Raw genomic sequence first — 24,721 nt, 5'->3', positions numbered from 1 at the left:
GCGTGCGCCGGCGGAGTAGAGTGACGGCCACGGTCGCCGCCAGTGCGGCAGAGTCCGGGTTTCCACAGCATGAACGTCACGAGGGTGTCATGAGCAAGGGCATGGATCAGAAGAAGAGCGAGAAGAAGCAGCCGACCAAGACGCTGAAGGAAAAGCGCGCGGCCAAGCAGGAAAAGAAGAAGGGCTGAGTGGATCCGGCCCCGCCGCAACGCTGCGGACGGGGTCGGACACAGCGCGGACGGCGCCGATGGACGGAAGCGTCCATGCCGTCCGCGGAGGGACCACGCCGCCCCGCGGCGTGGGCAGCTTGGCCATGCAGCGCTGCGTCCGCGTTGCTGCTTGCCGCCGTGCTCAGGGCGCGGCGGCCTGCGCGTCGGCACCGCCGCCGAGCACCTGGTACAGGGTGACGCGGTTGCTGGCGTCCTGCAGGCGCAGCGCGATCAGCGCCTGCTGCGCGGCAAACAGCGAACGCTGCGCATCCAGCACCGGCAGGTGGCCGTCCAGGCCGGCGCGGTAGCGCGCGTCGGCCAGGGTGTAGCTGCGCTGGCTGGCGTCGACCAGGGCCTGCTGCGCGGTCAGCTGCGCCTGTAGGTGATCGCGCGTGGCCAGGGCGTCGGCCACTTCGGCGAAGGCCGACTGGATCGCCTTCTCGTACTGCGCCACGGCGATGTCCTTGCCGAGCTTGGAGGCGTCCAGCGAGGCCTTCAGCGCACCGGCGTGGAAGATCGGCGCGGTGATGCTGGGCACGAACGACCAGGTGCGGCTGCCGGCGGAGAACAGCGTGGACAGCGCATCGCTGCTGCGCCCAGTGGACGCGGTCAGGCTCAGCGACGGGAAGAACGCCGCGCGCGCGGCGCCGATGTCGGCATTGGCCGCCTGCAAGGTGTGCTCGGCGGCGAGCACGTCCGGACGCTGCAGCAACACCGTCGAGGGCAGGTGCGCCGGCAGCGGCGCCAGTGCGACGCTGCCCTGCATGGCCTGCGCAGTCGGCAGCAGCGCCGCATCGACCGATGCGCCCACCAGCAGTTGCAACGCATCGCGCGCCTGCGCCAGCTGGGTGGCGGCGCTGGCGACGGCGACACGTGCCGACTCCACGCTGGTCTGCTGCTGCGCCAGGTCCAGCCCGGACGCGCTGCCGATGTCGTGCCGACGCTCGGTCAGTTGCAGGGTCTGGGTCTGGCTGTCCAGGGTCTGCTGCGCCAGGTCCAGTTGTTCCTGGTCCGCGCCCACGGTCAGCCATGCCGCGGCGACCTGGGCGACCAGGGTCAGGCGCACGTTGCGCTGGTTCTCGGCGCTGGACAGCCAGTTCTGCAGGGCCTCCTGCTTGAGGCTGCGCAGTTGTCCAAACAGATCCAACTGCCAGCTGCTGAGCCCGACCTGCAGGGTGTCGCTGGTGCTGACCTCGGGAACGCCGTCGTCGTTGCTGGCGGCGCTGGTGCGACTGCGGTTCACGCTGGCGTTGGCATCGAACGACGGCAACTGCGCGGCGCGCTGGAGGCGGTACTGCGCGCGCGCCTTGTCGATGGACAGCATTGCCACGCGCAGGTCGCGGTTGTTCTGCAACGCCAGCGCGATGGTCTGGCGCAGCCGCGGATCCAGGAACACCTGCTGCCAGTCCGGCATCGCCAGGGTGTCGGTGGCGGTGCCCGCGGCGGGCGCCGCATCGACCGCCGCCAGATCGGCCGGCACCGGCGCCGCCGGGCGCACGTAGGTCGGTGCCAGAGTGCAGCCGGACAGGGCCAGCAGCGTGGCCACCGCCACGCTCATGCGCGATGCGGCGCTCATGCCTGCGTCTCCGGGTTGGCGACCGACGGCCCGGGGAACATCCGCCGCACGATCACGTAGAACAGCGGCACGAAGAACAGGCCCAGGGTGATCGAGGCCAGGGTGCCGCCGGTGACGCCAGTGCCTAGCGAGTGGCGCGCAGCCGAGCCGGCGCCCTTGCTGAACACCAGCGGCAGCACGCCGAGCAGGAACGCCAGCGAGGTCATCAGGATCGGCCGCAGACGCATCTGCACCGCGTGCAGGGTGGCGGCGAGCAGGCTTTCGCCGCGGTGCTCGAGGTCGCGCGCAAACTCGACGATGAGGATGCCGTTCTTCGCCGCCAGGCCCACCGTGGTCAGCAGGCCTACCTGGAAGTAGACGTCGTTCTCCAGGCCGCGCAAGGTCATCAGCAACACCGCGCCGAACACGCCCACCGGCACCGCCAGCATCACCGCGAACGGGATCGACCAGCTCTCGTACAACGCCACCAGGCACAGGAACACGAACAGCAGCGAGATCCCGTACAGCGCCGGCGCCTGGTTGGCCGACAGCTTTTCCTGATAGGCCATGTCCGACCACGCGTAGCCGAAGCCGTGCGGCAGTTGCTTGCTCAGTTCGGCCATCGCGTCCATCGCCGCGCCGGAGCTGACCCCGGGCACCGCCTGGCCGGTCAGCTCCATCGCCGACACGCCGTTGTAGCGCTCCAGCGCCGCCGGCGCGCTGGTCCAGTGCGAGCGGGTGAACGCCGACATCGGCACCATGTCGCCGCCGCCGTTGCGCACCGTCCAGCGGTCCAGATCCTGCGGCGCCATGCGTGCGTCGGCATCGCCCTGCACGTAGACCTTCTTGATGCGGCCCTTGTAGATGAAGTTGTTGACGAAGTCGCCGCCGAGCGCGCTGTTGAGCGTGGCGTTGATGTCGCCCGGGTCCACGCCCAGCGCCTGCGCCTTGGCGTCGTCGATCTTGACCGCGTACACCGGCGCGTCTTCCAGGCTGGCGTAGCGCACGTTCATCAGCTTGGGATCGTGCTGGGCCAGCCGCAGCAGCTTGTCGCGCGCAGCGACCAGGGCGGCGTGACCGGCACCTTCGTAGTCCATCAGTTCGAAGGTGAAACCGGAGGCGTCGCCGAGGCCGGTGATCGCCGGCGGCGAGGTCACGAACAGCTCCGCGTCGGGCACGTCGGCCAGCGCCTTGTTCAGATGGTCGGCGATGGTTGCCGCATCGTCGTCGCGGTCGTCCCAGTCCTTCAGGCGCACGAACGCCATGCCGACGTTCTGGCCGGCGCCGGTGACGCTGAAGCCGGCCGATGACAGCACCGAACGCACGCCGGGATCCTTCAGCGCGGCCTTGGTCAGCCGGTCGGTCACCGCCAGGGTCTGCTCCAGGGTGGAGCCGGCCGGCAGCTTGACCAGCACGTTGAGCATGCCCTCGTCCTCGTCGGGCAGGAACGCGCCGGGCAGGCGCCACAGCAGCAGGCCGGTGACCGCGATCAGCAGCGCATAGGCGATCAGGCCCAGCGCGCGTCGGCCCAGCACCCGCTCGACCAGTGTGCGGTAGCGCTCGGACAGGTGCCGGAAGCGGGTGTTGAACCAGACGAAGAACCAGCCCAGGCGGCCGTGCGACCCGATCGGCGCCTCGCCCTGGTGCAGCGGCTTGAGGATGGTCACGCACAGTGCCGGGGTCAGGGTCATCGCCACCAGCACCGACAGGATCATCGAAGCGGCGATGGTGATGGAGAACTGCCGGTAGATCACGCCGGTGACGCCATTGAAGAACGCCATCGGCACGAACACCGCGGTCAGCACCAGCACGATGCCGACCAGGGCGCCGCCGATCTGCTGCATCGAGCGCAGCGTCGCCTCCTTCGGCGGCAGGCCTTCCTGGCCCATGACCCGCTCCACGTTCTCCACCACCACGATGGCGTCGTCGACCAGCAGGCCGATCGCCAGCACCATCGCGAACATGGTCAGGGTATTGATGGAGTAACCGAAGGCGGCGAGCACGCCGAAGGTGCCCATCAGCACCACCGGCACGGCGATGGTCGGGATCAGCGTGGCGCGCCAGTTCTGCAGGAACAGGTACATCACCGCGACCACCAGCAACACCGCTTCGATCAGGGTGATGACCACTTCCTTGATCGAGGTGGTGACGAACGGGGTGGTGCTGAAGGCGATGTGGTAGTTGAAGCCGTGCGGCCAGTACTGCTTGAGTTCCTGCAGGCGCTGGTCGATGGCCTTGGAGGTTTCCACCGCGTTGGCGTCGGAGTTGAGCTCGATGCCCAGCGAGGCCGAGGGCTTGCCGTTGAAGCGGGTGATGCTGTCGTAGGTCTCCGGGCCCAGGCCGATCTTGGCCACGTCCGACAGGTGCACGGCGGCGCCGCTGGCGTCGCTCTTGAGCACGATCGCACCGAACTGCGCGGGGGTCTGCAGGCGGCTGCGGGTGGTCACGGTGGCGTCCAGGCGCTGCCCGCGCAGCGCCGGCTGGCCGCCGATCTCGCCGGCCGACACGTCGGTGTTCTGCGACTGCAGCGCGTTCTCCACGTCCGAGGGCATCAGCGCGTACTTGCGCAGCTTCTCCGGGTCCAGCCAGATGCGCATGGCGTATTCCGAGCCCATCGGCTGGATGTTGCCGACGCCGCTGACGCGGCTGATCTGGTCGTCGATGTTCGATTCCATGTAGTTGGCGACATCGAAGTTGTCCATGCTGCCGTCGTCGGACGTGAACGCCACCACCTCGAACAGCGAGCCGCTGGACTTGGTGATGACCAGGCCGTTCTGCTGCACCGCCTGCGGCAACACCGACATCACCGACTGCAACTGGTTCTGCACCTGCACCTGCGCGGTGTCGGCATTGGTGCCGGTCTCGAACACCAGATTGACCTGCGCGCTGCCGTCCGAGGCGCTGGTGGAGGTCATGTACAGCAGGTGGTCCAGGCTCTGCTGCGACTGCTCGATCAGCTGGGTGACGGTGTTCTCCACCGTCTGCGCCGAGGCGCCGGTGTAGGTGGCGCGCACGGTGATGGTGGGCGGCGCCATGTGCGGATAGCGTTCGACCGGCAGCCCATGGATGGCCAGCATGCCGATCAGGACGATGACGATGGCCATGACCCAGGCCACCACCGGGTGGTTGACGAAGAAGCGCGACATGCGGGAGTCCTCAGTCGGCCTGGGCGTCGTCGCCCGGCAGCGCCGGCGCGGCATCGAGCTGGGCGGCGGTGACCGGATACGGCTGCGCCGGCTTGCCGAGTTCGGCGCGGCTGCCGTTGACCACGATCAGGCGCTCGCCCGGCTTGAGCCCGGACTCCACCACCCAGTCGTGACCGACCGCCTCGCCGGTGCGGATGTGGCGCTCCACCACCTTGTTCTGCGCGTCGAGCAGCTTCACGACCGGCTCGCCCTTGCTGTCGCGGGTCACCGCCTGCTGCGGCACCAGCACCGCGCCCTGGTCGGTGGCCATCGGCAGCACCGCGCGCAGGTACATGCCCGGCAGCAGCAGGTGCTCGGGGTTGGGCACCACCGCGCGCAGGGTGACGTTGCCGGTGCCGGCGTTGACCTGGGTGCCGACGAATTCGAGGGTGCCGGCATGCGGGTAGGTACTGCCGTCCTCCAGCCGCACCTGCACCTGCGCCTTGCCGTCGATGGCGTGGATCTGCCCGGCGTCGAGCTGGCGACGCAGCGCCAGCATCTGCGTGCTGGACTGGGTGACGTCCAGGTAGATCGGGTCCAGCCGCTGGATGGTGGTCAGCGCCGCGTCCTGCGCGGCGGTGAGCAGCGCGCCGACGGTGTAGGCGGAGGTGCCGATGGTGCCGGAGATCGGCGCGGTGATGCGGGTGTAGTCGAGGTTGATCCGCGCCGCCTGCAACGACGCCTTGGCGGCGACCACGGCCGCCTCGTCCTGGCGCAGCGCGGACACCGCGTCGTCGGCGTCCTGCTTGCTGGCCGCGTCCATGTCGGTGAGGCTGCGGGTGCGCTCGGCCTTGGGCCGCGCGCTGGCCAGCGCCGCCTCGGCCTGCACCAGGTTGCCGCGCGCGATGTCGTAGGCGGCCTGGTACGGTGCCGGATCGATCACGTACAGCGCCTGCCCGGCCTTGACCTCCTGGCCCTCCTGAAACAGGCGCTGGCGCAGCAATCCACCGACCTGCGGGCGCACGTCGGCGGTCTCGTAGGCCACGGTGCGACCGGCCAGGGTGCGCTCGACCGGCAGGGTGCGCGCGCCCAGGGTCAGCACCCCCACCCGCGGCGGCGGCGCGGCCGCCGGCTTGTCGCCGGAGCAGCCTCCGGCCACGGCAATGGCCAGCAACAGGGCACAGCGAACGGGACGACGAGGCGCCTGGAAGAGGTCGGACATGGGGAGTGCGGCTGGGAAGAAACGCGCAACGCTACTCCACCGGTGTGTCGCATCGCACCATCCCTGTAACGGTGTGTTGTACGGGCTTCACCAAGGTCGGAGAAACGTCGGAGCCGGCGCGCAGCAGCGCGCCGTCGAACATGGCCATTCGTTCTATTACCGAACACAAATGCGATAATCGCCCAACCTGCCGACGCTCTTTCGAGCCGCGGCATGCCATCGTGCGCACGCCCCGCCCTCGCCGCCGTCGTGGCTGGCAGCGGACGCCGCGCGCCTACCCTGCAGAGGATCGAAAACGTGCAAACCCAATCGGATGTGTCGGCCGGTGGCCGGATCGTGCTGTGGAGCGTCGGCCTGCTGCTGGCACTGATCGGGCTGGCGCTGCTGGTCGGCGGCATCCGCCTGGCCACGCTCGGCGGCAGCGTCTACTTCCTGGCGATGGGCGCGGCCTGCGTGGCCTCGGCGCTGCTGGTGCTGCGGCGGCGCCCGGCCGGCGCCTGGCTCTACGCGCTGGCCTTCGTGCTGAGCGTGGCCTGGGCCTACTGGGACGCGGGCCTGGCGTTCTGGCCGCTGGTCTCGCGGCTGATGATGCCGGCGGTGCTGGCGCTGCTGGTCGCCCTGGTCTACCCGACCCTGCGCCGCGCCCGCGGCCTGCCCGGCGGACGCGGTGCGTATGCACTGGCGGCGGTGCTGGCACTGGCCTGCGCCGGCGGCCTGGCCGGCATGTTCGTGCCGCACCCGCCGGTGGCCGCCAGCGGCCCCGGCCCGGCACCGGTACCGGTGACCCCGGCGCAGGCGCAACGCGACTGGGGCCACTACGGCAACACCGCCGGCGGCAGCCGCTTCGCCGCGCTGGACCAGATCGGCCGCGGCAACGTCAGCCAGTTGCAGGTGGCCTGGACCTACCGCACCGGCGACATCGCGCTCAGCGACGGCAACGGCGCCGAGGACCAGACCACCCCGCTGCAGATCGGCGAGACGCTGTTCGTGTGCACCCCGCACAACAACGTCATCGCGCTGGATGCCAGCAGCGGCCGGCAGTTGTGGAAGCGCGAGATCAACGCGCAGTCCTCGGTCTGGCAGCGCTGCCGCGGCCTGGCCTACTTCGATACCGATGCGCCGCTGGCGCAGCCCAGCGCGGTCGGCGCCTCGCCGGTCGCGGCGGCGGTGCTGCCGGCCGGCGCGAATTGCCGGCGCCGCGTGCTGACCAACACCATCGACGCGCGGCTGATCGCGCTGGATGCGGACACCGGCGCGTTCTGCAGCGGCTTCGGCCAGAACGGCCAGGTCGACCTGAAGGCCGGCCTCGGCGCTGCGCCGGATCCGCTGTACCAGTTGACCTCGGCGCCGACCGTGGCCGGGACCACGGTGGTGGTGGGCGGCCGCGTCGCCGACAACGTCCAGGCCGACATGCCCGGCGGCGTGATCCGCGGCTTCGACGTGATCACCGGTGCGCAGCGCTGGGCCTTCGACCCGGGCAACCCGCAGGACACCCAACCGCCGGCCGCGGGCACGTCCTACGTGCGCAGCACGCCGAACGTGTGGGCGCCGATGTCCTACGACGCCGCCTCCAATACCGTGTTCCTGCCGATGGGCAGCCCGTCCACCGACCTGTACGGCGCCGAGCGCACCGCGCTGGACCACCGCTTCGGCGCCTCGATCACCGCGCTGGACGCGAGCACCGGCAAGGTCAAGTGGGTCTACCAGACCGTGCACAACGATCTGTGGGACTTCGACCTGCCGATGCAGCCGAGCCTGATCGACTTCCCGATGGCCGACGGCCGCCGCGTGCCGGCGCTGATCATCGGCACCAAGGCCGGGCAGCTGTACGTGCTCGACCGCGCCACCGGCAAGCCGCTGACCGAGGTCCGCGAGGTGCCGGTGAAGGCCGCCGACATCCCGCACGAACCGTATGCGCTGACCCAGCCGCTGTCGGTGGGCATGCCGCAGATCGGCACCAAGCATCTGACCGAAGCCGACATGTGGGGCGCCACCCTGCTGGACCAGATGCTGTGCCGCATCGCCTTCAAGCAGATGCGCTACGAGGGCCTGTACACCGCGCCCGGCACCGACGTGTCGCTGAGCTTCCCCGGCTCGCTGGGCGGCATGAACTGGGGTGGGCTGTCGGTCGATCCGCTGCACGACGTGGTGTTCGCCAACGACATGCGCCTGGGCCTGTGGGTGCAGATGATTCCGCAGAAGGCCGAGAAGGCGGCCGCCTCCAGCGGCGGCGAGGCGGTCAACACCGGCATGGGCGCGGTGCCACTGAAGGGCACGCCGTACGCGGTCAACAAGAACCGCTTCCTGTCGGCGCTGGGCATCCCCTGCCAGGCACCGCCGTTCGGCACGCTGAGCGCGATCGACCTGAAGACCCGGCGCATCGCCTGGCAGGTCCCGGTGGGCACCGTGCAGGACACCGGCCCGCTTGGCTTCAAGATGCATCTGCCGATTCCGATCGGCATGCCGACCCTGGGCGGCACCCTGGCCACCCAAAGCGGCCTGGTGTTCATCGCCGGCACCCAGGACTACTACCTGCGCGCCTACGACAGCGGCACCGGCAAGGAACTGTGGAAGGCGCGGTTGCCGGTGGGCAGCCAGGGCGGGCCGATGACCTACCTGTCGGCCAGGAACGGCAAGCAGTACATCGTGATCACCGCCGGCGGTGCGCGGCAGTCGCCGGACCGCGGCGACTACGTGATCGCCTACGCGCTGCCGGACGCCAAGTAGCAAGGTCGCGCGCAGGCAACGCCTGCGCGCGGTGGGCCTGGACCGAGGCGTCCCGCATCCATGGGGCCTCAGGCCGCCTAGAGCGGACGCAGCACATTAGCCGCCACCGCGATGCCGGGAACCGAGCAACGCACACGCTGCACACTCACCACGTCATGCATGGGCAGGTCGACCACGCCATCGACGATAGGGAGGGAACGTGGTGAGTCGTCATTCGAAGCTGGCGCGGTACCAGCGCGCGGTATCGTCGGTACCGGTCCGGCGCTGGCACTGACTGTCGCCGGCCTTCACCGCCGACACATCGGTCGCAGTGCTGGACGGCGGCGCCGAGAGGGTGACGTAGGCCAAGTGGCGCCGCCAGAGCCGTCACGCGTGTTGTTTTCGGCCTCTGGACCAGACCCGCGCCCGCACCGCCCCGGCCTCAACGCGACGGTTGCAGCCGCATCGTCAGCACCGCGGCAATGGCCACCAGCAGCGGCAACGCCAGCACGTAGTACAGGTTGGCCGGCTGCCAGCCGGCGTCGACCAGCACGCCGACGGTCATCGGCGAGAGGATCGCGCCGACACGGCCGATGCCGATCGCCCAGCCCAGGCCGGTGGTGCGCACGGTCGGCGCGAACACGATCGGCGCCAACGCATACAGGCCGGCCATCGAGCCGAACAGCGCCGCGCCGATCACGAAGGCCACCGGGAAGGCCAACTGCAGCTGCGCGCCGAGCGTGGCGAACGCCGCCATCGCGAGTGCGGCGATCAGGAAGCTGGCCGCGGTCAAGCGCGGCAGTGCGAAGCGTGCGGCCAGACCGCCGAACAAGGCACCACCGACGATGCCGCCCAGGTTCAGCAGCACGCCGCCGGTGACGCCTTGTTCGGCCGACACCCCGGCTTGCACCAGCAGCTTTGGCGTCCAGCTCAGCACGAAATAGAACGCGAACATGTGCATGAAGAAACCCAGCGCGATCAGCACGCTGTTGCGGCGCAGGCGCGGGGTGAACAGCGCCGCGTAGCCCGCCTTCTCCTGCACCGGCGGGCGCGGCGGCAGGGCATCCAGGGTCCGTGCGCGCATGCGCGTCAGCAGCCCGTTGAGCCGCGCCAGCGCATCCGGCGGGCGCCGGCTGAGCAGGAAGTCCAACGATTCGGGCAGCAGCGCCAGCACCACCGGGATGCACAGCAGCGAGGCGAGTGCGCCGAACAGGAAGGCCGCATGCCAACCCCAGCGTTCCAGCAGCATCGCGGCGATCAAGCCGCCCAGCGTGGCGCCGATGGGATAGCCGGTGGCCTGCAGCGCCACCGCGGTGCTGCGCCACTTCGGGCTCGCGTATTCGGCGGTGATCACGCCGACGCCGGCGAGCATGCCGCCGATGCCGATGCCGGTGAACACGCGCAGCGCGGCCAGTTGCCAGATGTCCTGGGCCAGCGCCGAGGCGGCCATGCCCACGGTCAGGATCGCCAGGCAGCACAGGATCATGTTGCGCCGGCCCCAGCGGTCGGCCAGCGGCGCCAGCAACAGCGAGCCCAGCGCCATGCCCACCAGCCCGGCGCTGAGCGCGATGCCCAGCAGCTTGCCGGACAGGTGCCAGGCCTCCGACACGTGCGGGGCGATGAACGCCATCACCATCACGTCGAACCCGTCCAGCATGTTCAATAGCACGCAGACCGCAATCGCCGTCCACTGGAAACCGCTCATGCGGTCCAGGACGAGCGCGGAAGGCGGGGCGGCGGCATGGCTCATGGCAACACTCCTGCAAGAACGGCGAACGGGAACCGCGGCGTCGCGGAATTACTTGGAGGGCGCGGCGGCCTGCAGCGCGTCGAGCGCCTGCCGCAACCGCGCCGCGTCGATCTGTCCCGGCGCCGAAGCGCTGCCGAGCATGCCGAAGGTCAGGCTCTGCCCGAAGGTACCGCCGGACAACCGCGACACCGCGCCCAGCGGCCCCATCGCCATGGTCAGCAAGGGCTGGCCGCTGCGCTGGCGCATCTGCCAGGTGGCGTCGAGCAGGTGCAGCACGTCGCCCGGATCGCGCGGCATCACCGCGATCTTCAGCACGTCGGCGCCCAGCGCCTGCTGCCGCTGCAACCGCGCCACGATCTCCGCCACCGGCGGGGTGGCGTGGAAGTCGTGGCTGGACATCACTACGTACACGCCCTGCCGGTGCGCCTGCTCCACCAGCTGCCGCACCACCGCAGGATCGCGGAACATCTCCACGTCGAGCAGGTCGGCGAAGCGCGCCTCCAGCAGGCGGGCGTACAGCGCGCCGTAGGCGGCATCGTCGATCGCCACCGCACCGCCTTCGGCCTTGGTGCGGAAGGTCAGCAGCAGCGGCTTGCCGTGCAGCGCCTGCGCCAGGCGCGGCCCCAGTGCCGCCAGCGCCGCCGCATCGGTGGCGCTGTCCATCAGATCGATGCGCCATTCGGCCATATCCGCATCGGGCGAGGCGGCGATGCGCTGCGCCTGCACCAGCGCCTGCTCGGCGTCTTTCGCAGTGATCGGCACGATGATCTTGGGCAGGCCGGCGCCGATAACGAGCCCGCGAACCTGCAGGACGTGCGGCGCCGGCAACGGGGCCGCCGTGGGCGGCGACGCCGGCGCAGTTGCGGGAGGCACCGCAGCCGCGGCCTGCAGCGGCGATGCCAGCAGCAGGCCGGCGCAGTACAGCAAGATCAATCGTGAAAGGAACAGGGGCATCGGGATCGGCCTGGGCAAGGAAGCGCGCAGCGCGCGCTCAGAAGGTGAGCTTGACCTGCAGCCCCACCGCCAGCGCGTTGTCGGTGCGCGCATAGGCGAAGGTGCCGGGATTGACGATGTACTGCACATCCGGCCGCAGCATCAGCCACGGCGTGAGCTGGGCGCTGTAGGACAGTTCGTAGAGTTCCTCGGCGGTGTCGAGCGCGAACACCGGCGCGTCCGCCGGCACGCCGGCGTCGAGCAGCGCCGCACGCCGCGCGTCGAGCAGGCGATGATTGATGTCGGCGCCGACATAGCCCAGGGCGATGCGGTCCTGGCTGCGCCGGCCGATGCCCTGGTAGACGCCGCCCAGCGCGTACCAGCGGGTGATCTGCGCGGTGGCGCGGTCGGAGACCATGTACTGGGCGAAACCGGTCAGGCCGCGGCCGCGCTCGCCGCCGGGCGAGTAAAGCTTCTGTTCGACCAGCAGATAGGCGCCGTCGCGACCGGTGGTGGCACGCGAATCCAGGCCCTTGCGCGGCACCCGCGAGGAGTCGTAGTAGCCACCGAACTTGTAGGTGCCCGGATAGGCGCCGCCGGCACCCGGCGTCCAGGTGAGCTCGACGGGGAACAGCGAGCCGGTGGTGCCGCGCGCGTCCAGGTCGAACGCGGTGTGCACGTTGTTGTTGGTGCTGGGATTGACCTGGAACCAGCCGACCCGCAGGTTCGTCGCCGGCGTCAGTTGCTGCGCCGCCTCCGCGCCCCAGCGCGCATTGGGATAGTTGTACCAGCCGCTGTTGCCGGACATCGCCAGCGGATGCGCGCAGAACGCGGCGTTGACGAAGTTGGTCAGCAGCGTGTGCGCGCCGAACTGGTTGCCCATCGCGTAGAAGCCGGCCTTGATGTAGCTGCGCCCGTCGTTGAAGCGGCGGTCGTAGCTCAGTTCGGTCAGCCGGGTGAACTGGCCGCCGTAGGCTTCCTGGATCGGGAAGCGGTTGCCGAGCAGATCGGCCGAGGTGCTGCGGCCACGGCGGTCGTTGACGGTCACATGCAGCGCGCCGCCGTCCCAGCCGGCGAGTTTCGCCAGGTCCAGGTCCACGCCCAGCCGCACCTGCTGCGCATAGCGCGCGCCGCGCTCGCCGCGGCCGCCGTCGACCACGCCCATGGCTTCGCCGACGTAGTCGCCGCGCACGTTGATGCCGCGCTGCAGCCAGTCGCTGCGCGTGCCGTTCCAGTCGCCGCTGAAGGTGCTGTGCGCCAGATCGGTGGCGTCTTGCGCGGCGGCGACGGCCGGGACGAAGGCGACGGCCGCGGCCAGCAGCGACCAGGCCGGCAACGACGGCGGGCGTCGCACCGCGCGAGCGCCAGCCGATGCAGCGCGGCTCACGGCGCCACCGCCAGCGGTGCGCTCAGCGGCGAGGTCGCGCCGTCGTCGCTGGTGACAGTGGCGGTGAGCGTGGCCAACTCCGTGGCATCGCCGTCCAGCGGCACCACAAACCGGCCCTGCCCCTGCGCATCCACCGGCGCTTCGACGCGGCCGAGATAGCGTTCGGCCTCGTCGTCGCCGGGGCGGCGGTTGCCGAACAGTTCCACCGTGTAGAGGTGGCCGGGACGGCCGACGAAGCTGCCCTGCACCCGCGGCGTGCCGGCGTCGCGTTCGATCGCGCGCAACTGCGGCGCGGCCTGGCCGAAGTTCGGCGGCGGTTGGCAGCCCTCCGCCGCCGCGGCGCCGCAGATCGCCGCGCGCTTGCGCGGATCCGGATCGACGCCGATGCCGCGCGAGCCGACGAAGGGCGCATGCTCCAGGCCGGGCACGCCGAACACGATGGCGCCGCGCGGCTGGCCCGGGACGCAGGTGCCGCCGGCGAAACAGCGTTCGATCTTCAGGCCGTTGCCGGACAGCAGGTTGGCGCTGAAGCGGTTGGGTTCGCTGCGCGGCTGCGGGCGTACCGCGATGCCGATGCCATTGCCGACCAGGCGGTTGCCCTCGATCAGGTTGTCGCGCCCGGTGACGCTGACCCCGATCGAATTGCCGGCGAAGTCGTTGTCGGCGATGGTGTTGCGGTTGCCCCAGTTGATCTGCAGCCCGTCGGAATAGCGCTCGAAGCGGTTGCGCAGCACCGTGTTGTCGTTGCCCCACAGGATCTCGATGCCCTGCGAGGGCTCGGGGTTGGCGTCGGTGGAGCGGAACACGTTGTCGGCCACCAGGTTCCAGGCCGCGCCGCGGGTCAGTTCCAGGCCGTCGCCGTTGTCGAGGAAGTCGTTGCGCACGATGCGGTTGCGCACCGTGGTGGTGGCGGTGGACTGGCCGTTGCCGTCGTCGCCGGTCAGCATCACCCCGGCGCCGCCGTGGTTGGCGACGATGCGGTTGTCGCGCAGCACGTTGTCGCTGGCGCGGTTGATCAGCACGCCGATGCAGAAGTTGCGGATCTCCAGGCCGCTCAGTTCCACGCCATGGGTGTCGCGCAGCACCAGGCCCGGCAGCGTGGTGCTGCGCACGTTGGTGCCGAACTGGCCCTTCTCCGCGCCCGGGCAGGCGGCGGTGCCCTTGCCGCGGATGTAGCCGGCACCGTCGATGGCGATGTACTGGCCGTCGCGCGCGCGCGCCAGGCCGACCACCTGCAGCGGCCCCTGCAGCGCCGGCAACGGCGCGCGCGGGCGGATCACGTACGGCGGCGCGCCCACCGCGGCGATCTCGATGCGGTAGCGGCCGGGGGCCTGGTTGGCGGTCGTGATCGCCCAGCGCAGGGAGCCCGGGGCGTCGTCGTCGGCGTAGCGGTCCACGGTCAGCACGCTGCGCTCCGGCGGCGGCGGCTCGGCCTGGTAGGCGCGCACGGCGCCGGGAAGCAGGGCCGCGAGCACGGCCAGGCCACGGAAACACACAGGGGACATGCACCATCTCCAACAGGATCGGGACCGCACCGGCGGCGGCGCGCCGGACGCCGTCGCGTCCGTGGCACGGCGCCGGAACAGCGGCAACGCTAGTTTTATCGCAGTGCACCATTCAAGTGCGAATATCGATTGGCGGTGCGTTTATCGCACAACACCGTGCACATCGGCGTTTCCCGGACCCGCCGGCGCGCGGCGGCCGGCCCGGGCCACCGCGCTATCATCGGCAGCGGCGTGGCCGCCGGCCGCCCTACCGCCGGAGAGCGCCATGTCCCCGATCCGTCCGTTCCTCGACAAGACCCCGCAACTGGGCGCACGCGTCTATGTGGACCCGGCCTGCACCGTGATCGGCGAGGTGGTGCTGGAGGACGACGTGTCGGTGTGGCCGGGCACGGTGATCCGCGGCGACGTCAATCACGTGCGCATCGGCGCGCGCAGTAACATCCAGGACGGCACCATCATCCACGTCAGCCACCACAGTCCGTTCAACGCGGCCGGCTACCCGACCCTGATCGGCGCGGACGTGACCGTCGGCCACGGCACCATCATCCATGCCTGCACCATCGAGGACCTGTGCCTGATCGGCATGGGCGCGTGCATCCTCGACGGCGCCACGGTGAAGAAATACGGCTTCGTCGGCGCCGGCGCGGTGGTCGGCCCCGGCAAGACCGTCGGCGAGGGCGAGCTGTGGCTGGGCAATCCCGCACGCAAGGCGCGCATGCTCAGCGACAAGGAGATCGAGAGCCTGCACTACTCGGCGCAGCACTACGTGCGGCTGAAGGACCGCTACCTGGCCGCGTCCGCGGCGTCGCCGCAGTAGACGGCGCCGCTACTCGGCCGCCAACGCCAGCAAGGCGCGGCCGATCGGGCGCGGCGTCTCGCTGCGCAGCACGACGCTGGTGGTCACCGCACCGAAGCGCGCCAGGGCGTCGATGACCGGCTCCAGCTGCGCCGGCGCGGGCACCAGCACGCGCAGCACGAAGCAGTCCTCGCCGGTGACCCGGTGCACGTCCAGCACCTGCGGCATCTGCGCGAACAGTTCCAGGCAGGCGCCGATCTGCGCATGCGTGGTGCGCAGACGGACGATGGCCGAGGTCGCCAGGCCCAGCGCGCGCGGATCGACCCGGGCGGTATAGCCGGTGATCACGCCCTGTTCCTCGAGCCGGCGCACGCGCTCGGACATCGCCGGCTGCGACAGCCCGATGCGCCGCCCCAGCGCCGCCAGGGCGATACGTCCGTCGCACTGCAGCGCCTCCAGGATCGCGTAATCCAGGGCATCGCCCCGCCAGGTCTTCGCCGCCACTCGCCTCGCCCCCTCGCCCTGCACCGTGGATTCATCGGAAAAACGCCGCATGCGCCGATGCATCGCCATGGCGATGCCGGGCGGGCAGCGCGACACTCACGCTTCCTTTCGACGGAGCGTAGCGCATGCAGGACGTGGTGATCGTGCCGGGCATCGGCGACTCGGGGCCGGAGCACTGGCAAACCCTCTGGCAGCAGCAGGACACGCGCATGCGCCGGCTGCAACCGGACTCGTTCGCGCACCCGCAACTGCACGACTGGCTGCGCGCGCTCGACCGCTGCGTGCAGGACTGCGCCACGCCGCCGTTGCTGGTCGCGCACAGCCTGGGCTGCCTGCTGGTCGCGCACTGGGCCGCGCGCGCCGACCGCCTGCCGCGCGGCGCCTTCCTGGTCGCGGTTCCCGATCCGGACAGCGCCGCGTTCCCGCATGCGCAGGCCGCCAGTTTCGTCCCGGTGCCGACGGCGCGCCTGCCGTTTCCCAGCCTGATCGTGGCCAGCAGCGACGATCCCTACGCAACGCCATCCTACAGCCGCCGCTGCGCCTCCGACTGGGGCAGCGGGCTGGTCGAACTCGACCGACTGGGACACCTCAATGCCGCCAGCGGTCTGGGCGCATGGCCGCACGGCGCGCAGTTGCTGGCCGCCTTCGATGCCGGCCTCGGGCCTGCACCGGCCTCACCCGTCTGAGCGCTGCCGGCGCATCGCCGGCAGGACGCCTTGCGGCGCCATGGACCGGCAAACGGGCGCGCGCGCGACTGGCGCGCCATGCACGCTTGCGCGACACTAGGCGCCTCTGGCGTGGGGACGCCACCGAACGAATGGAATCGCCGATGCTCAAGACCTCGCTGCGCGGTCTGCTGGCCGCTTTTTTCTGTGCGCTGTGCGCCACTGCCGGCTCGGCCCTGGCCCAGAACGGCGGCCCGGACATGACCGCCGAACAGTTCGTCGGCTCACTGCATTTCCGCGACGGCCATATCGAACTGCCGCAGGCCAAGGTGCATTTCGATCTCGGCCCGGCGTTCCGCTTCCTGGACAAGGCCGACGCGCGCAAGGTGCTGGAGAGCTACTGGGGCAACCCGCCGGACGACGACGTGCTGGGCCTGATCGTGCCGCGCCAGCCCGCACTCGACGAGAAGGGCAGCTGGGCGGTGGTCGTCACCTATTCCGACGATGGCTACGTGTCCGACGAGGACGCCAGCAAGATCGACTACCAGGCCATGCTCAAGGACATGCAGGAGGAGACGCGCGAGTCCAACGCGCAGCGCAAGAAGGCCGGCTATGAGCAGGTCGACCTGGTCGGCTGGGCGGTGCCGCCGCGCTACGACACCGGCAGCAAGAAGCTGTACTGGGCGCGCGAACTGGCGTTCGCGGGCGAGGGCGAGCACACCCTGAACTACGACATCCGCGTGCTCGGACGGCATGGCTACCTCAGCCTCAATGCGGTCTCGGGCATGGGCGAACTGGCGCAGGTGCGCGAGGGCATGCAGCAGTTGCTGCCGATGGCCGAGTTCGACAGCGGCGCCCGTTACGCCGACCACAACCCCTCCACCGACAAGATCGCCAGCTACGGCGTGGCCACCCTGATCGGCGGCGGCCTGGCGGCCAAGGCGGGCCTGTTCGCCAAGCTCGGCCTGCTGCTGGCCAAGGCCTGGAAGCTGGTGCTGGTCGGCCTGATGGCCCTGGTCGCCGGCGTGCGCAAGCTGTTCTCCGGGCGCCAGCGCGACGGCGGCACGGTGCGCTGATCGGCGCCGCCGGCGTGCTGGGCAATTCACGTCACGCCGGCTAAAGTGCCGCTTCGGAAGCAGGACGCAGTCGAGAGCAGCATGCCGCCACAGGCAGCCGGCCGAACGGAAGGACGGCCTCCCCACATCGCAGGCGCCCTTGTCCGCCGCGCCGCGCGGCGGCGGTGACACGCATGCTCGATACCTACCGCGAGGTCATCACGCCCGAAGGCGTGGCGCTGCACCTGCCGGCCGCCGGCGCGGTGCCGCGCGCGCTGGCCTGGCTGATCGACCTGGCGCTGCGCTTCGCCCTGCTCACCGCCATGGGCATGTTCCTCGGCCTGCTCGGCGGCCTCGGCCAGGGCCTGTACCTGGTGGCGATGTTCCTGGTGTTCTGGGGCTACCCGATCGTGCTGGAGGGCTGGCGTGGCCAGACCCTCGGCAAGCAGGCGCTGGGCCTGCGCGTGGTGGCGCGCGACGGCGCGCCGGTGGGGTGGATGGCAGCGATCACCCGCAACCTGCTGCGCACCGTGGACATGCTGCCGTTCGGCTATGCGGTCGGCCTGATCGCCTGCCTGTTCGACGCCCATTCGCGGCGCCTGGGCGACCTGGTCGCAGGCACGCTGGTGGTGCACCAGCCGCCGCGCGCGGACGAGGCGCTGCCGCCGATCGCCAGTGCGCTCGCGCCGCCGCGGCCGCTGCTGCCGGCCGAACAGACGGCGCTGATCGCCTTCGCCGAGCGCGCGCCGCGACTCACCCCCGAGCGGCAACTGGAACTGGCCGCGCTGGCGCAGCCGCTGACCGACACGCCGGGCCAGGCCGGGGTGCTGCGCCTGTACGCGATGGCCAACTGGCTGCTGGGCCGCCGATGAAACAGGAACAGTTCGTCCTCCGCCATCAGCACGAGTGGCAGGCGTTCGAGGCCTGGCTGCAGCGCAGCGGCAGCGGCAACGGGCGCAAGCCGGCACCCAAATCCACCGCAACCGACGCCACGGATGCGGTCACGCCACCGAACGCGCACCAACCGCCGCCGCTCGCCGACGAGGACATGCCGGCGCGGTACCGGCGCCTGTGCCAGCAGCAGGCGCTGGCGTGCAAGCGCGGCTACAGCCCGCAGGTCACCGCGCGCCTGCAGCACCTGATGCAGCAGGGCCACACCGTCCTGTACCGGGCACCGCGTCCGCGCTGGCGACGCGCGGCGGAGTTCCTGTTCGCCGAATTCCCGCAGCTGGTGCGCAGCCAGGCCGGCTACATGGCCGCGGCCACTGCGCTGTTCGTGGTGCCGCTGGTGACCATCTTCGTGCTGCTGCAGTTCCGCCCGGAACTGATCCACGGGCTGATGGACCCGATGCAGGTCAGCCAGATCGAGCGCATGTACGACCCAGCCGCCAGCGCGCAGAAGCTCGGCCGCGACAGCGGCACCGACTGGCAGATGTTCGGCCACTACATCATGAACAACATCAGCATCGGCCTGCGCACCTTCGCCAGCGGCCTGCTGGCGGGACTGGGCACGGTGCTGGTGCTGCTGTTCAACGGCATCACCATCGGCGCGGTGGCCGGGCACCTGCACCAGATCGGCTACGGCGTCACCTTCTGGCGCTTCGTCGCCGGGCATGCGCCGTTCGAACTGACCGCGATCGTGATCGCCGGCGGCGCCGGCCTGCAGCTCGGCCTGAAGGTGCTGGCGCCGGGGCGGCGGCGGCGCATCGACGCGCTGGTGGAAGGCGGCAAGATCGGTGCCCGGCTGTGCCTGGGGGTGGCGGCGATGCTGCTGGTGGCCGCCTTCATCGAGGCGTTCTGGTCGTCCATCGCGACCGTGCCGGCGTGGATCAAGTACAGCGTGTCCGGTGTGCTGTGGACGCTGGTGCTGGCGTGGCTGTGGCGCGGCGGGCGCGGCCGCGCGGAGGCCATCGATGCGGATTGAGCGCCTGGACGTGGTGCTGCGCGCACGCTCGGCCTGGGAAGCGATGGAACTGGGCAGTGCCCTGGTCCGCCGCCATGCTGGGGCGATCTGGAAGCCGTGGCTGCTGGTCACCCTGCCGCTGTTCGCCGCGCTCAATCTCGGCGCCTGGGCGATCGACCAGCTGTGGCTGGCACCGCTGCTGCTGTGGTGGCTGAAGCCGGTGCTGGACCGGATTCCGCTGTTCGTGATCTCGCGTGCGGTGTTCGGCGACGTGCCGCGCGTGCGCGACACCGTGCGTGCGCAGGGCGGCTGGGGCTGGCGCACCCTGATCGGCTACCTGACCTGGCGCCGGCTGAGTCCGGCGCGCAGCGTGTTCATGCCGCTGGAGCTGCTGGAAGGCGCAAGCGCCGACCAGCAGCGCGAGCGCCGCCGTACCCTGGGCGGCGCCATCTACGGCCATGCACTGCTGATGGCCAGCGTCTTCGCCACGTTCGAAGGCATGCTCAGCCTGGCCTGCATCGCCACCATCTTCCTGTTCGTGCCCATCGACCTGCTGCCGGAAACCGCACGCGCGGCCTGGTCGCTGATCGGCCAGCAGACGCCGGTGTGGGCCGACATCGGCTTCAACGCCATCGCCTGGCTGGCGATGACCCTGATCGAACCATTCTTCGTCGGCGCCGGCTTCGGCCTGTATCTCAACCGGCGCACCCAGCTCGAAGCCTGGGACGTGGAGATGGCATTGCGGCGGATGGCCGCGCGCCTGCGCACTTCTGCGCCGCTGGCGATGCTGTGCGTGGCCCTGCTCGCCGCACCGATGGCGGCGCTGCGTGCGCAACCGGCCACCGACACGGCGGTGCAAGCTGCCCCCGACGACGACAAGCGCGATGGCGCTGACGAGACCGACGCCGACCAGGGCGCAGACACCGACACCGATACCGACAGCAAGGCCACCGCGCACGCCACCGACAGCCAGCACCACGGCGCGCGCCCGGTCCCGCTGGACGAGGTGTTCGACACCGTTCCCGCCGCCGATGCGCGTTTCGCCCGCGCCGCCGACCGCGCCTACGACGACCCGCTGCTGACCGCCAAGCGCACCATCGGCTACTGGAAGAAGCGCAATCCCGACGAACCGCCCAAGCCGGACGACAAGAAGCAGGACCTCACCGCGTTCGGCCAATGGATCAAGGCCGCCGCCCAGGCCATCGCCTTCGTCGGCAAGTGGGGCATGTGGGTGCTGGCGGGGATCCTGGTGCTGGTGCTGCTGCTCACCGCCAGGCACTGGCTGCCGTGGATGCGTGGCGCCGGGCGCCGACGTGCGCCGGTGCCGGCGGCGCCGGAGCACACCCCGGTGCTGGCACCGCAACCGCTGCCCGACGACGTGGCGACGGTGGCACGACGCGCCTGGCGCGAGGGGCGCCACCGCGATGCGCTGGCGCTGCTGTACCGGGCCAGCGTGGCGACGCTGTGCGAGCGCGCCGACCTGGTGCTGCCGCCCAGCGCCACCGAGGCGCAGTGCCTGCGCGCCGCGCAACGCCTGCCCGACGACGCCGACCGCAGCCTGTTCGCCCGCATGGTGCGGGTCTGGCAGCACGCCGCCTACGCCGGCCGGCTGCCCGAGGACGGCGCCTTCGACGCGCTGGTCGACGACCTGCAGCGCCAGTTCCGGTGGCAGGCATGAACAGCGGCACGCGCAATGCGCTGATCTTCCTGGTCGGCCTGCTGCTGGCCAGCGTCGCCGCGGCCTGGTTCTTCGGCCGCTACGAACGCGCCGAGCGGGTGATCGTGCTGCCGCCGCGCGGCGAGGCCGCCTACAACCCGCTGTACGCACTGCGCCAGACCCTGCGCGCCGACGGCGTGCGCGCCGAGTCGCGGCAACGCCTGGACCTGGCGGCGATGCGCCTGCGCCCGCACGACAGCGTGGTGCTGTACGGCGATCCGCGCATGCTCGGCAAGGCCGACGGCGACGCCTTGCTGGACTGGGTGGAGCATGGCGGACATCTGGTGCTGCGCACGCCCACCGCGGAGGTCAAGCGCGGCGACGTGCCGATCCTGGACGCGCTGGACATCACCGTCGAGGCGCGCAGCCCGGACAACTGCCTGATGATGGCGGTGCCGGGCGCACCGCCGCAGAAAGTGTTCTGCGACGGCCGCCGCTTCCACATCGATCCGGACACGCCCGACAACTGGTGGAGCGGCGAGGACGACGACTTCGTGTTTGCGCGCGTTCCCTACGGCGACGGCAACGTGGACGTGCTGTCGGAGCTGGACTTCCTCGAGAACCAGGACAACCGGATCGGCGCGATGTTCGATGGCTCGCCGATGGAGAACGACCCGATCCTGCGCAAGGGCGGGCTGCGCGAAGCCGGCAACCGCCTGCTGACCCGTCAGGTGCTGGGCCCCAACTACGGCCAGGGCACCATCCACCTGATCTATTCGGCCGAACTGCCGTCGCTGTGGCGCACCCTGTTCACCCGTGGCTGGCCGGCCTGGCTGCCCGCGCTGCTGATCCTGCTGGCCTGGCTGTGGTCGCGCATGCAGCGCTTCGGGCCGCTGCTTGCCGCACCGCCGGCCGACCGCCGCTCGCTGCTGGAACACGTGCGCGCCAGCGGCGAACATCTGCTGCGCTATGGCCGCGCCGACCTGTTGCATGCGGCGATGCGCGAGGCGTTCCTGGCGCGGCTGCGCCGGCGCGCGCCGATCGCCGCCGCGCTGGAGGGCCCGGCCCAGGCCGCGGCCATCGCCGAACGCCTGCAACTGCCGGTGGCGCAGGTCGAACAGGCGCTGCAGCCGCCGCCACCCAACCAACCCGCCGCCTTGCGCGAGCGCATCCGCCTCCTCGTCCAGATGAGAAACCAGTTATGACCACCGCCTCCTCCGACGCCGTCGCGCCGCTCGCCGGCCCTGCCCTGATCGAACGCGCCGAGGCGATCCGCGCCGCGGTCGGCCACGCCTTCATCGGCCAGCCGGAGGTGCTGGACCAGATCCTGATCGCGCTGCTGGCCGGCGGCCACGTGCTGATCGAGGGCGTGCCCGGCCTCGGCAAGACCCTGCTGGTGCGCGCCCTGGCGCAGGCGCTGGAACTGAACTACGCACGTGTGCAGTTCACCCCGGACCTGATGCCCAGCGACGTCAGCGGCCACGCCGTGTACGACCCCAAGACCGAGAGCTTCAAGATCCGCCGCGGCCCGGTGTTCACCCATCTGCTGCTGGCCGACGAGATCAACCGCGCCCCGGCCAAGACCCAGTCGGCGCTGCTGGAAGTGATGCAGGAAGGCCAGGTCACCATCGAAGGCAAGCCGTTCCCGCTGGCGCCGCCGTTCCTGGCCCTGGCCACGCAGAACCCGGTCGAGCAGGAAGGCACCTACCCACTGCCGGAAGCGCAGCTGGACCGCTTCCTGCTGAAGATCCTGATCGACTACCCGCAACTGGAGGACGAGGCGCGCATGGTCACCGCGGTCACCAGCGGCCGCAGCGCCGGCGACTTCGACCTGTCGCAGGTGCCGCGCGTGCTCGGCGCCGAGGACGTGGTGGCGATGCAGGCCGGCACCGCTGCCATCGCGGTCGACCCGCAGGTCATCGACTACGCCGTGCGCATCGTCGCCGCCACCCGCCGCTGGCCCGGCATCGCCCTGGGCGCCGGCCCGCGCGGCAGCATCGCCCTGGTCCGCGCGGCGCGCGCGCAGGCGGTGCTGTCCGGCCGCGACTTCGTCACTCCCGACGACATCCGCGACGTGGCCAAGCCGGCCCTGCGCCACCGCATCGCCCTGGCCCCGGAACTGCAGATCGAAGGCCAGAGCGCCGACGACGCCCTGAGCGCGTTGCTGGCCAAGGTGGAGGCGCCGCGGAAATGAGCGGGGATTGGGGAGTCGGGAGTGGGGATTGGCAACAGCGCGGTGCGGCGGCGGCGCATGCCACTGACTGCGTCAGCGCGTCTTGGCCGATCCGCTGTACCGCGCTCCCTGTAACTCGACGCCGCCTCACCGCCACATGGCGCTGCGGCCGCCAGTGCGCGCCTCTGCGAATCCCCACTCCCCAATCCCGAATCCCGGCCCCCCGATGAGACCCGCCCCGCCCCTGCTGGCCTTGCTTGCGCTGTGGGCGCTGTACGGCCTGGCCGTGGCGCTGGGCTGGCTGCCGCTGTGGAGCTGGCAGGCGGTCGCGGCGGCCATCGCGCTGGTCGCGGCGTTCGATGCGTGGCGGCTGTGGCGGCGGCCGACGCCGCAGCTGCGCCGTGAGTTGCCCGAGGCGTTGCCGCTGAGTGTGCAGCGCGAGGTGGTGCTGTATCTGGACAGCGCACAGCGCCAGCGCGTGGACCTGTTCGACCTGGTGCCCAGCGGCTGGGAGTTGCAGGGCCTGCCGCAGCGGCTGACCCTGCCCGCCGCCCACCAGACCCAGGTGCGCTACCAGCTGCGCCCGACCGCGCGCGGCCGCTTCGTGTTCGACGGCACGCACCTGCGCCTGCATGCGCCCTGGCGCCTGTGGTGGCAACAACGCCTGGCCGGGCCGGCGCAGACCGTGCGCGTGTATCCGAACTTCGCGCCGCTGACCCGCTTCGCCTTGTTCAGCGCCGAACAGGCCTCGCGCCTGGTCGGTGCGCACCTGAAGCGTCGCCGTGGCGAAGGCACCGACTTCCACCAGATGCGCGAGTACCGGATCGGCGACAGCCTGCGCCAGATCGACTGGAAGGCCACCTCGCGCGCGCGCAAGCTGATCTCGCGCGAGTACCAGGACGAGAAGAACCAGCAACTGCTGATGCTGATCGATACCGGGCGGCGGATGCTGGCCAGCGAACGCGGCCTGTCGCATTTCGACCATGTGCTCAACGCGGCGCTGGTGGTGTCGTACCTGGCGCTGCGCCAGGGCGATGCGGTGGGCATGATGGCCAGCGGCGGCGACGCGCGCTGGGTGGCGCCGCAGCGCGGCATGGCCACGGTCGACGTGTTGCTGCGCGCCAGCTACGACCTGCAGCCGCAGCCGGTGGCCACCGACTACCTCGCCGCGGCCACCGAACTGTCGCTGCGCCAGCGCCGCCGCGCGCTGGTGATGCTGGTCAGCAACGTGCGCGACGAGGACATCGAGGACCTGCTGGCCGCGGTGCGCCTGCTGCAGCGCCGCCACCTGGTGTGCGTGGCCAGCCTGCGCGAGCGCGAACTGGACCAGGCGCTGGCCGAGGACGTCCACGAGCTGCCGCAGGCCGTGCAGGCCGGTGCAGTGGCGCGCTACCTGCAGCAGCGCAGCGCCGCGCACGACGCACTGCGCAGCCACGGCGTGATGGTGCTCGACGTCACCGGCGAGGAACTGCCCGCCGCGCTGATCGAGCGCTACCTGGCGGTGAAGCGCGACGGCTTGCTGTAGCGCGACGCTGTCGATGCAGTGCGGTGGCATGCCGCCCGCGGTATGGCCAGC

Annotated in this window: 19 protein-coding genes; 10 read left to right on the top strand and 9 right to left on the bottom strand. The window is 70.9% G+C overall.

What is annotated here, in order from left to right:
• Positions 1–351: 351 nt before the first annotated feature.
• Genes GGR66_RS19535 through GGR66_RS19525 form a run of 3 tightly spaced genes read right to left on the bottom strand, consistent with a single transcriptional unit; the run spans position 352 to position 6,063 of the window.
• Entirely contained in the window at positions 352–1,785 is a 1,434-nt protein-coding gene (locus tag GGR66_RS19535) for an efflux transporter outer membrane subunit (RefSeq protein WP_184450027.1), read from the bottom strand.
• Positions 1,782–4,910: an efflux RND transporter permease subunit gene (locus tag GGR66_RS19530; RefSeq protein WP_184450024.1), complete on the bottom strand. Its 3,129-nt coding sequence runs from the start codon at positions 4,908–4,910 to the stop codon at positions 1,782–1,784. Before GGR66_RS19530 ends, GGR66_RS19535 begins: the two co-directional genes overlap by 4 nt.
• Before the next feature lie 10 nt (positions 4,911–4,920).
• Complete coding sequence (locus GGR66_RS19525) at positions 4,921–6,063, bottom strand: efflux RND transporter periplasmic adaptor subunit (protein WP_304944333.1); 1,143 nt, start codon at positions 6,061–6,063, stop codon at positions 4,921–4,923.
• Positions 6,064–6,408: 345 nt separating this feature from the next.
• Between GGR66_RS19525 and GGR66_RS19520 the strand changes: the two genes are divergently transcribed.
• Complete coding sequence (locus tag GGR66_RS19520; protein ID WP_317844418.1) at positions 6,409–8,838, top strand: membrane-bound PQQ-dependent dehydrogenase, glucose/quinate/shikimate family; 2,430 nt, start codon at positions 6,409–6,411, stop codon at positions 8,836–8,838.
• 210 nt (positions 8,839–9,048) lie between these two features.
• Here the strand turns inward: GGR66_RS19520 and GGR66_RS19515 are convergent, their stop codons facing one another.
• The 5 genes from GGR66_RS19515 to GGR66_RS19495 form a co-directional block, all read right to left on the bottom strand.
• On the bottom strand, positions 9,049–9,186 hold the full coding sequence (locus tag GGR66_RS19515; protein WP_184450020.1) for a hypothetical protein: 138 nt from the start codon (positions 9,184–9,186) through the stop codon (positions 9,049–9,051).
• A 73-nt stretch (positions 9,187–9,259) separates the two neighbouring features.
• Complete coding sequence (locus GGR66_RS19510) at positions 9,260–10,567, bottom strand: MFS transporter (protein WP_184450018.1); 1,308 nt, start codon at positions 10,565–10,567, stop codon at positions 9,260–9,262.
• A gap of 48 nt (positions 10,568–10,615) precedes the next feature.
• Positions 10,616–11,521, bottom strand: coding sequence for a type I 3-dehydroquinate dehydratase (gene aroD / locus GGR66_RS19505; RefSeq protein WP_255421804.1), 906 nt, complete (start codon positions 11,519–11,521; stop codon positions 10,616–10,618).
• 37 nt (positions 11,522–11,558) lie between these two features.
• Positions 11,559–12,854 carry a carbohydrate porin gene (locus GGR66_RS19500; protein WP_326521088.1) on the bottom strand — a complete coding sequence of 432 codons (1,296 nt, stop codon included), beginning with the start codon at positions 12,852–12,854 and terminating at the stop codon, positions 11,559–11,561.
• 29 nt (positions 12,855–12,883) lie between these two features.
• Positions 12,884–14,392: a NosD domain-containing protein gene (locus GGR66_RS19495; protein ID WP_184450015.1), complete on the bottom strand. Its 1,509-nt coding sequence runs from the start codon at positions 14,390–14,392 to the stop codon at positions 12,884–12,886.
• A gap of 265 nt (positions 14,393–14,657) precedes the next feature.
• Between GGR66_RS19495 and GGR66_RS19490 the strand changes: the two genes are divergently transcribed.
• A complete protein-coding gene (locus GGR66_RS19490) occupies positions 14,658–15,209 on the top strand; it encodes a gamma carbonic anhydrase family protein (RefSeq protein WP_184450013.1) in 552 nt (183 codons plus the stop codon).
• 9 nt (positions 15,210–15,218) lie between these two features.
• Here GGR66_RS19490 and GGR66_RS19485 read toward each other — a convergent pair whose 3' ends face one another.
• Complete coding sequence (locus tag GGR66_RS19485; protein WP_326521087.1) at positions 15,219–15,788, bottom strand: Lrp/AsnC family transcriptional regulator; 570 nt, start codon at positions 15,786–15,788, stop codon at positions 15,219–15,221.
• A gap of 29 nt (positions 15,789–15,817) precedes the next feature.
• Between GGR66_RS19485 and GGR66_RS19480 the strand changes: the two genes are divergently transcribed.
• The 8 genes from GGR66_RS19480 to GGR66_RS19445 all read left to right on the top strand — a co-directional run bounded on the left by GGR66_RS19480 (position 15,818) and on the right by GGR66_RS19445 (position 24,670).
• Entirely contained in the window at positions 15,818–16,378 is a 561-nt protein-coding gene (locus tag GGR66_RS19480) for an alpha/beta hydrolase (RefSeq protein ID WP_184450011.1), read from the top strand.
• A gap of 131 nt (positions 16,379–16,509) precedes the next feature.
• On the top strand, positions 16,510–17,433 hold the full coding sequence (locus tag GGR66_RS19475) for a DUF2167 domain-containing protein (RefSeq protein ID WP_184450009.1): 924 nt from the start codon (positions 16,510–16,512) through the stop codon (positions 17,431–17,433).
• Between the two features lie 173 nt (positions 17,434–17,606).
• Positions 17,607–18,284 carry an RDD family protein gene (locus tag GGR66_RS19470; RefSeq protein WP_184450007.1) on the top strand — a complete coding sequence of 226 codons (678 nt, stop codon included), beginning with the start codon at positions 17,607–17,609 and terminating at the stop codon, positions 18,282–18,284.
• Positions 18,281–19,336 (top strand): stage II sporulation protein M, encoded by a 1,056-nt coding sequence (locus tag GGR66_RS19465; protein ID WP_184450005.1) that lies wholly within the window; start codon positions 18,281–18,283, stop codon positions 19,334–19,336. The genes GGR66_RS19470 and GGR66_RS19465 overlap by 4 nt, the downstream gene beginning before the upstream one ends.
• The gene (locus tag GGR66_RS19460) at positions 19,326–20,993 is read left to right on the top strand and encodes a DUF4129 domain-containing protein (protein WP_184450003.1); all 1,668 of its coding nucleotides are present in this window, start codon (positions 19,326–19,328) and stop codon (positions 20,991–20,993) included. The genes GGR66_RS19465 and GGR66_RS19460 overlap by 11 nt, the downstream gene beginning before the upstream one ends.
• Positions 20,990–22,177 (top strand): DUF4350 domain-containing protein, encoded by a 1,188-nt coding sequence (locus tag GGR66_RS19455; protein ID WP_184450001.1) that lies wholly within the window; start codon positions 20,990–20,992, stop codon positions 22,175–22,177. Before GGR66_RS19460 ends, GGR66_RS19455 begins: the two co-directional genes overlap by 4 nt.
• The gene (locus GGR66_RS19450) at positions 22,174–23,166 is read left to right on the top strand and encodes a MoxR family ATPase (protein WP_160968736.1); all 993 of its coding nucleotides are present in this window, start codon (positions 22,174–22,176) and stop codon (positions 23,164–23,166) included. Before GGR66_RS19455 ends, GGR66_RS19450 begins: the two co-directional genes overlap by 4 nt.
• Positions 23,167–23,371: 205 nt before the next feature.
• Positions 23,372–24,670 carry a DUF58 domain-containing protein gene (locus tag GGR66_RS19445; RefSeq protein ID WP_167087925.1) on the top strand — a complete coding sequence of 433 codons (1,299 nt, stop codon included), beginning with the start codon at positions 23,372–23,374 and terminating at the stop codon, positions 24,668–24,670.
• The last annotated feature ends 51 nt before the right edge of the window (positions 24,671–24,721 follow it).

The organism is Xanthomonas sp. 3498 (assembly GCF_014199795.1).
Lineage (GTDB): Bacteria > Pseudomonadota > Gammaproteobacteria > Xanthomonadales > Xanthomonadaceae > Xanthomonas_A > Xanthomonas_A rydalmerensis.
This window is presented reverse-complemented; position numbering and strand designations above follow the sequence as displayed.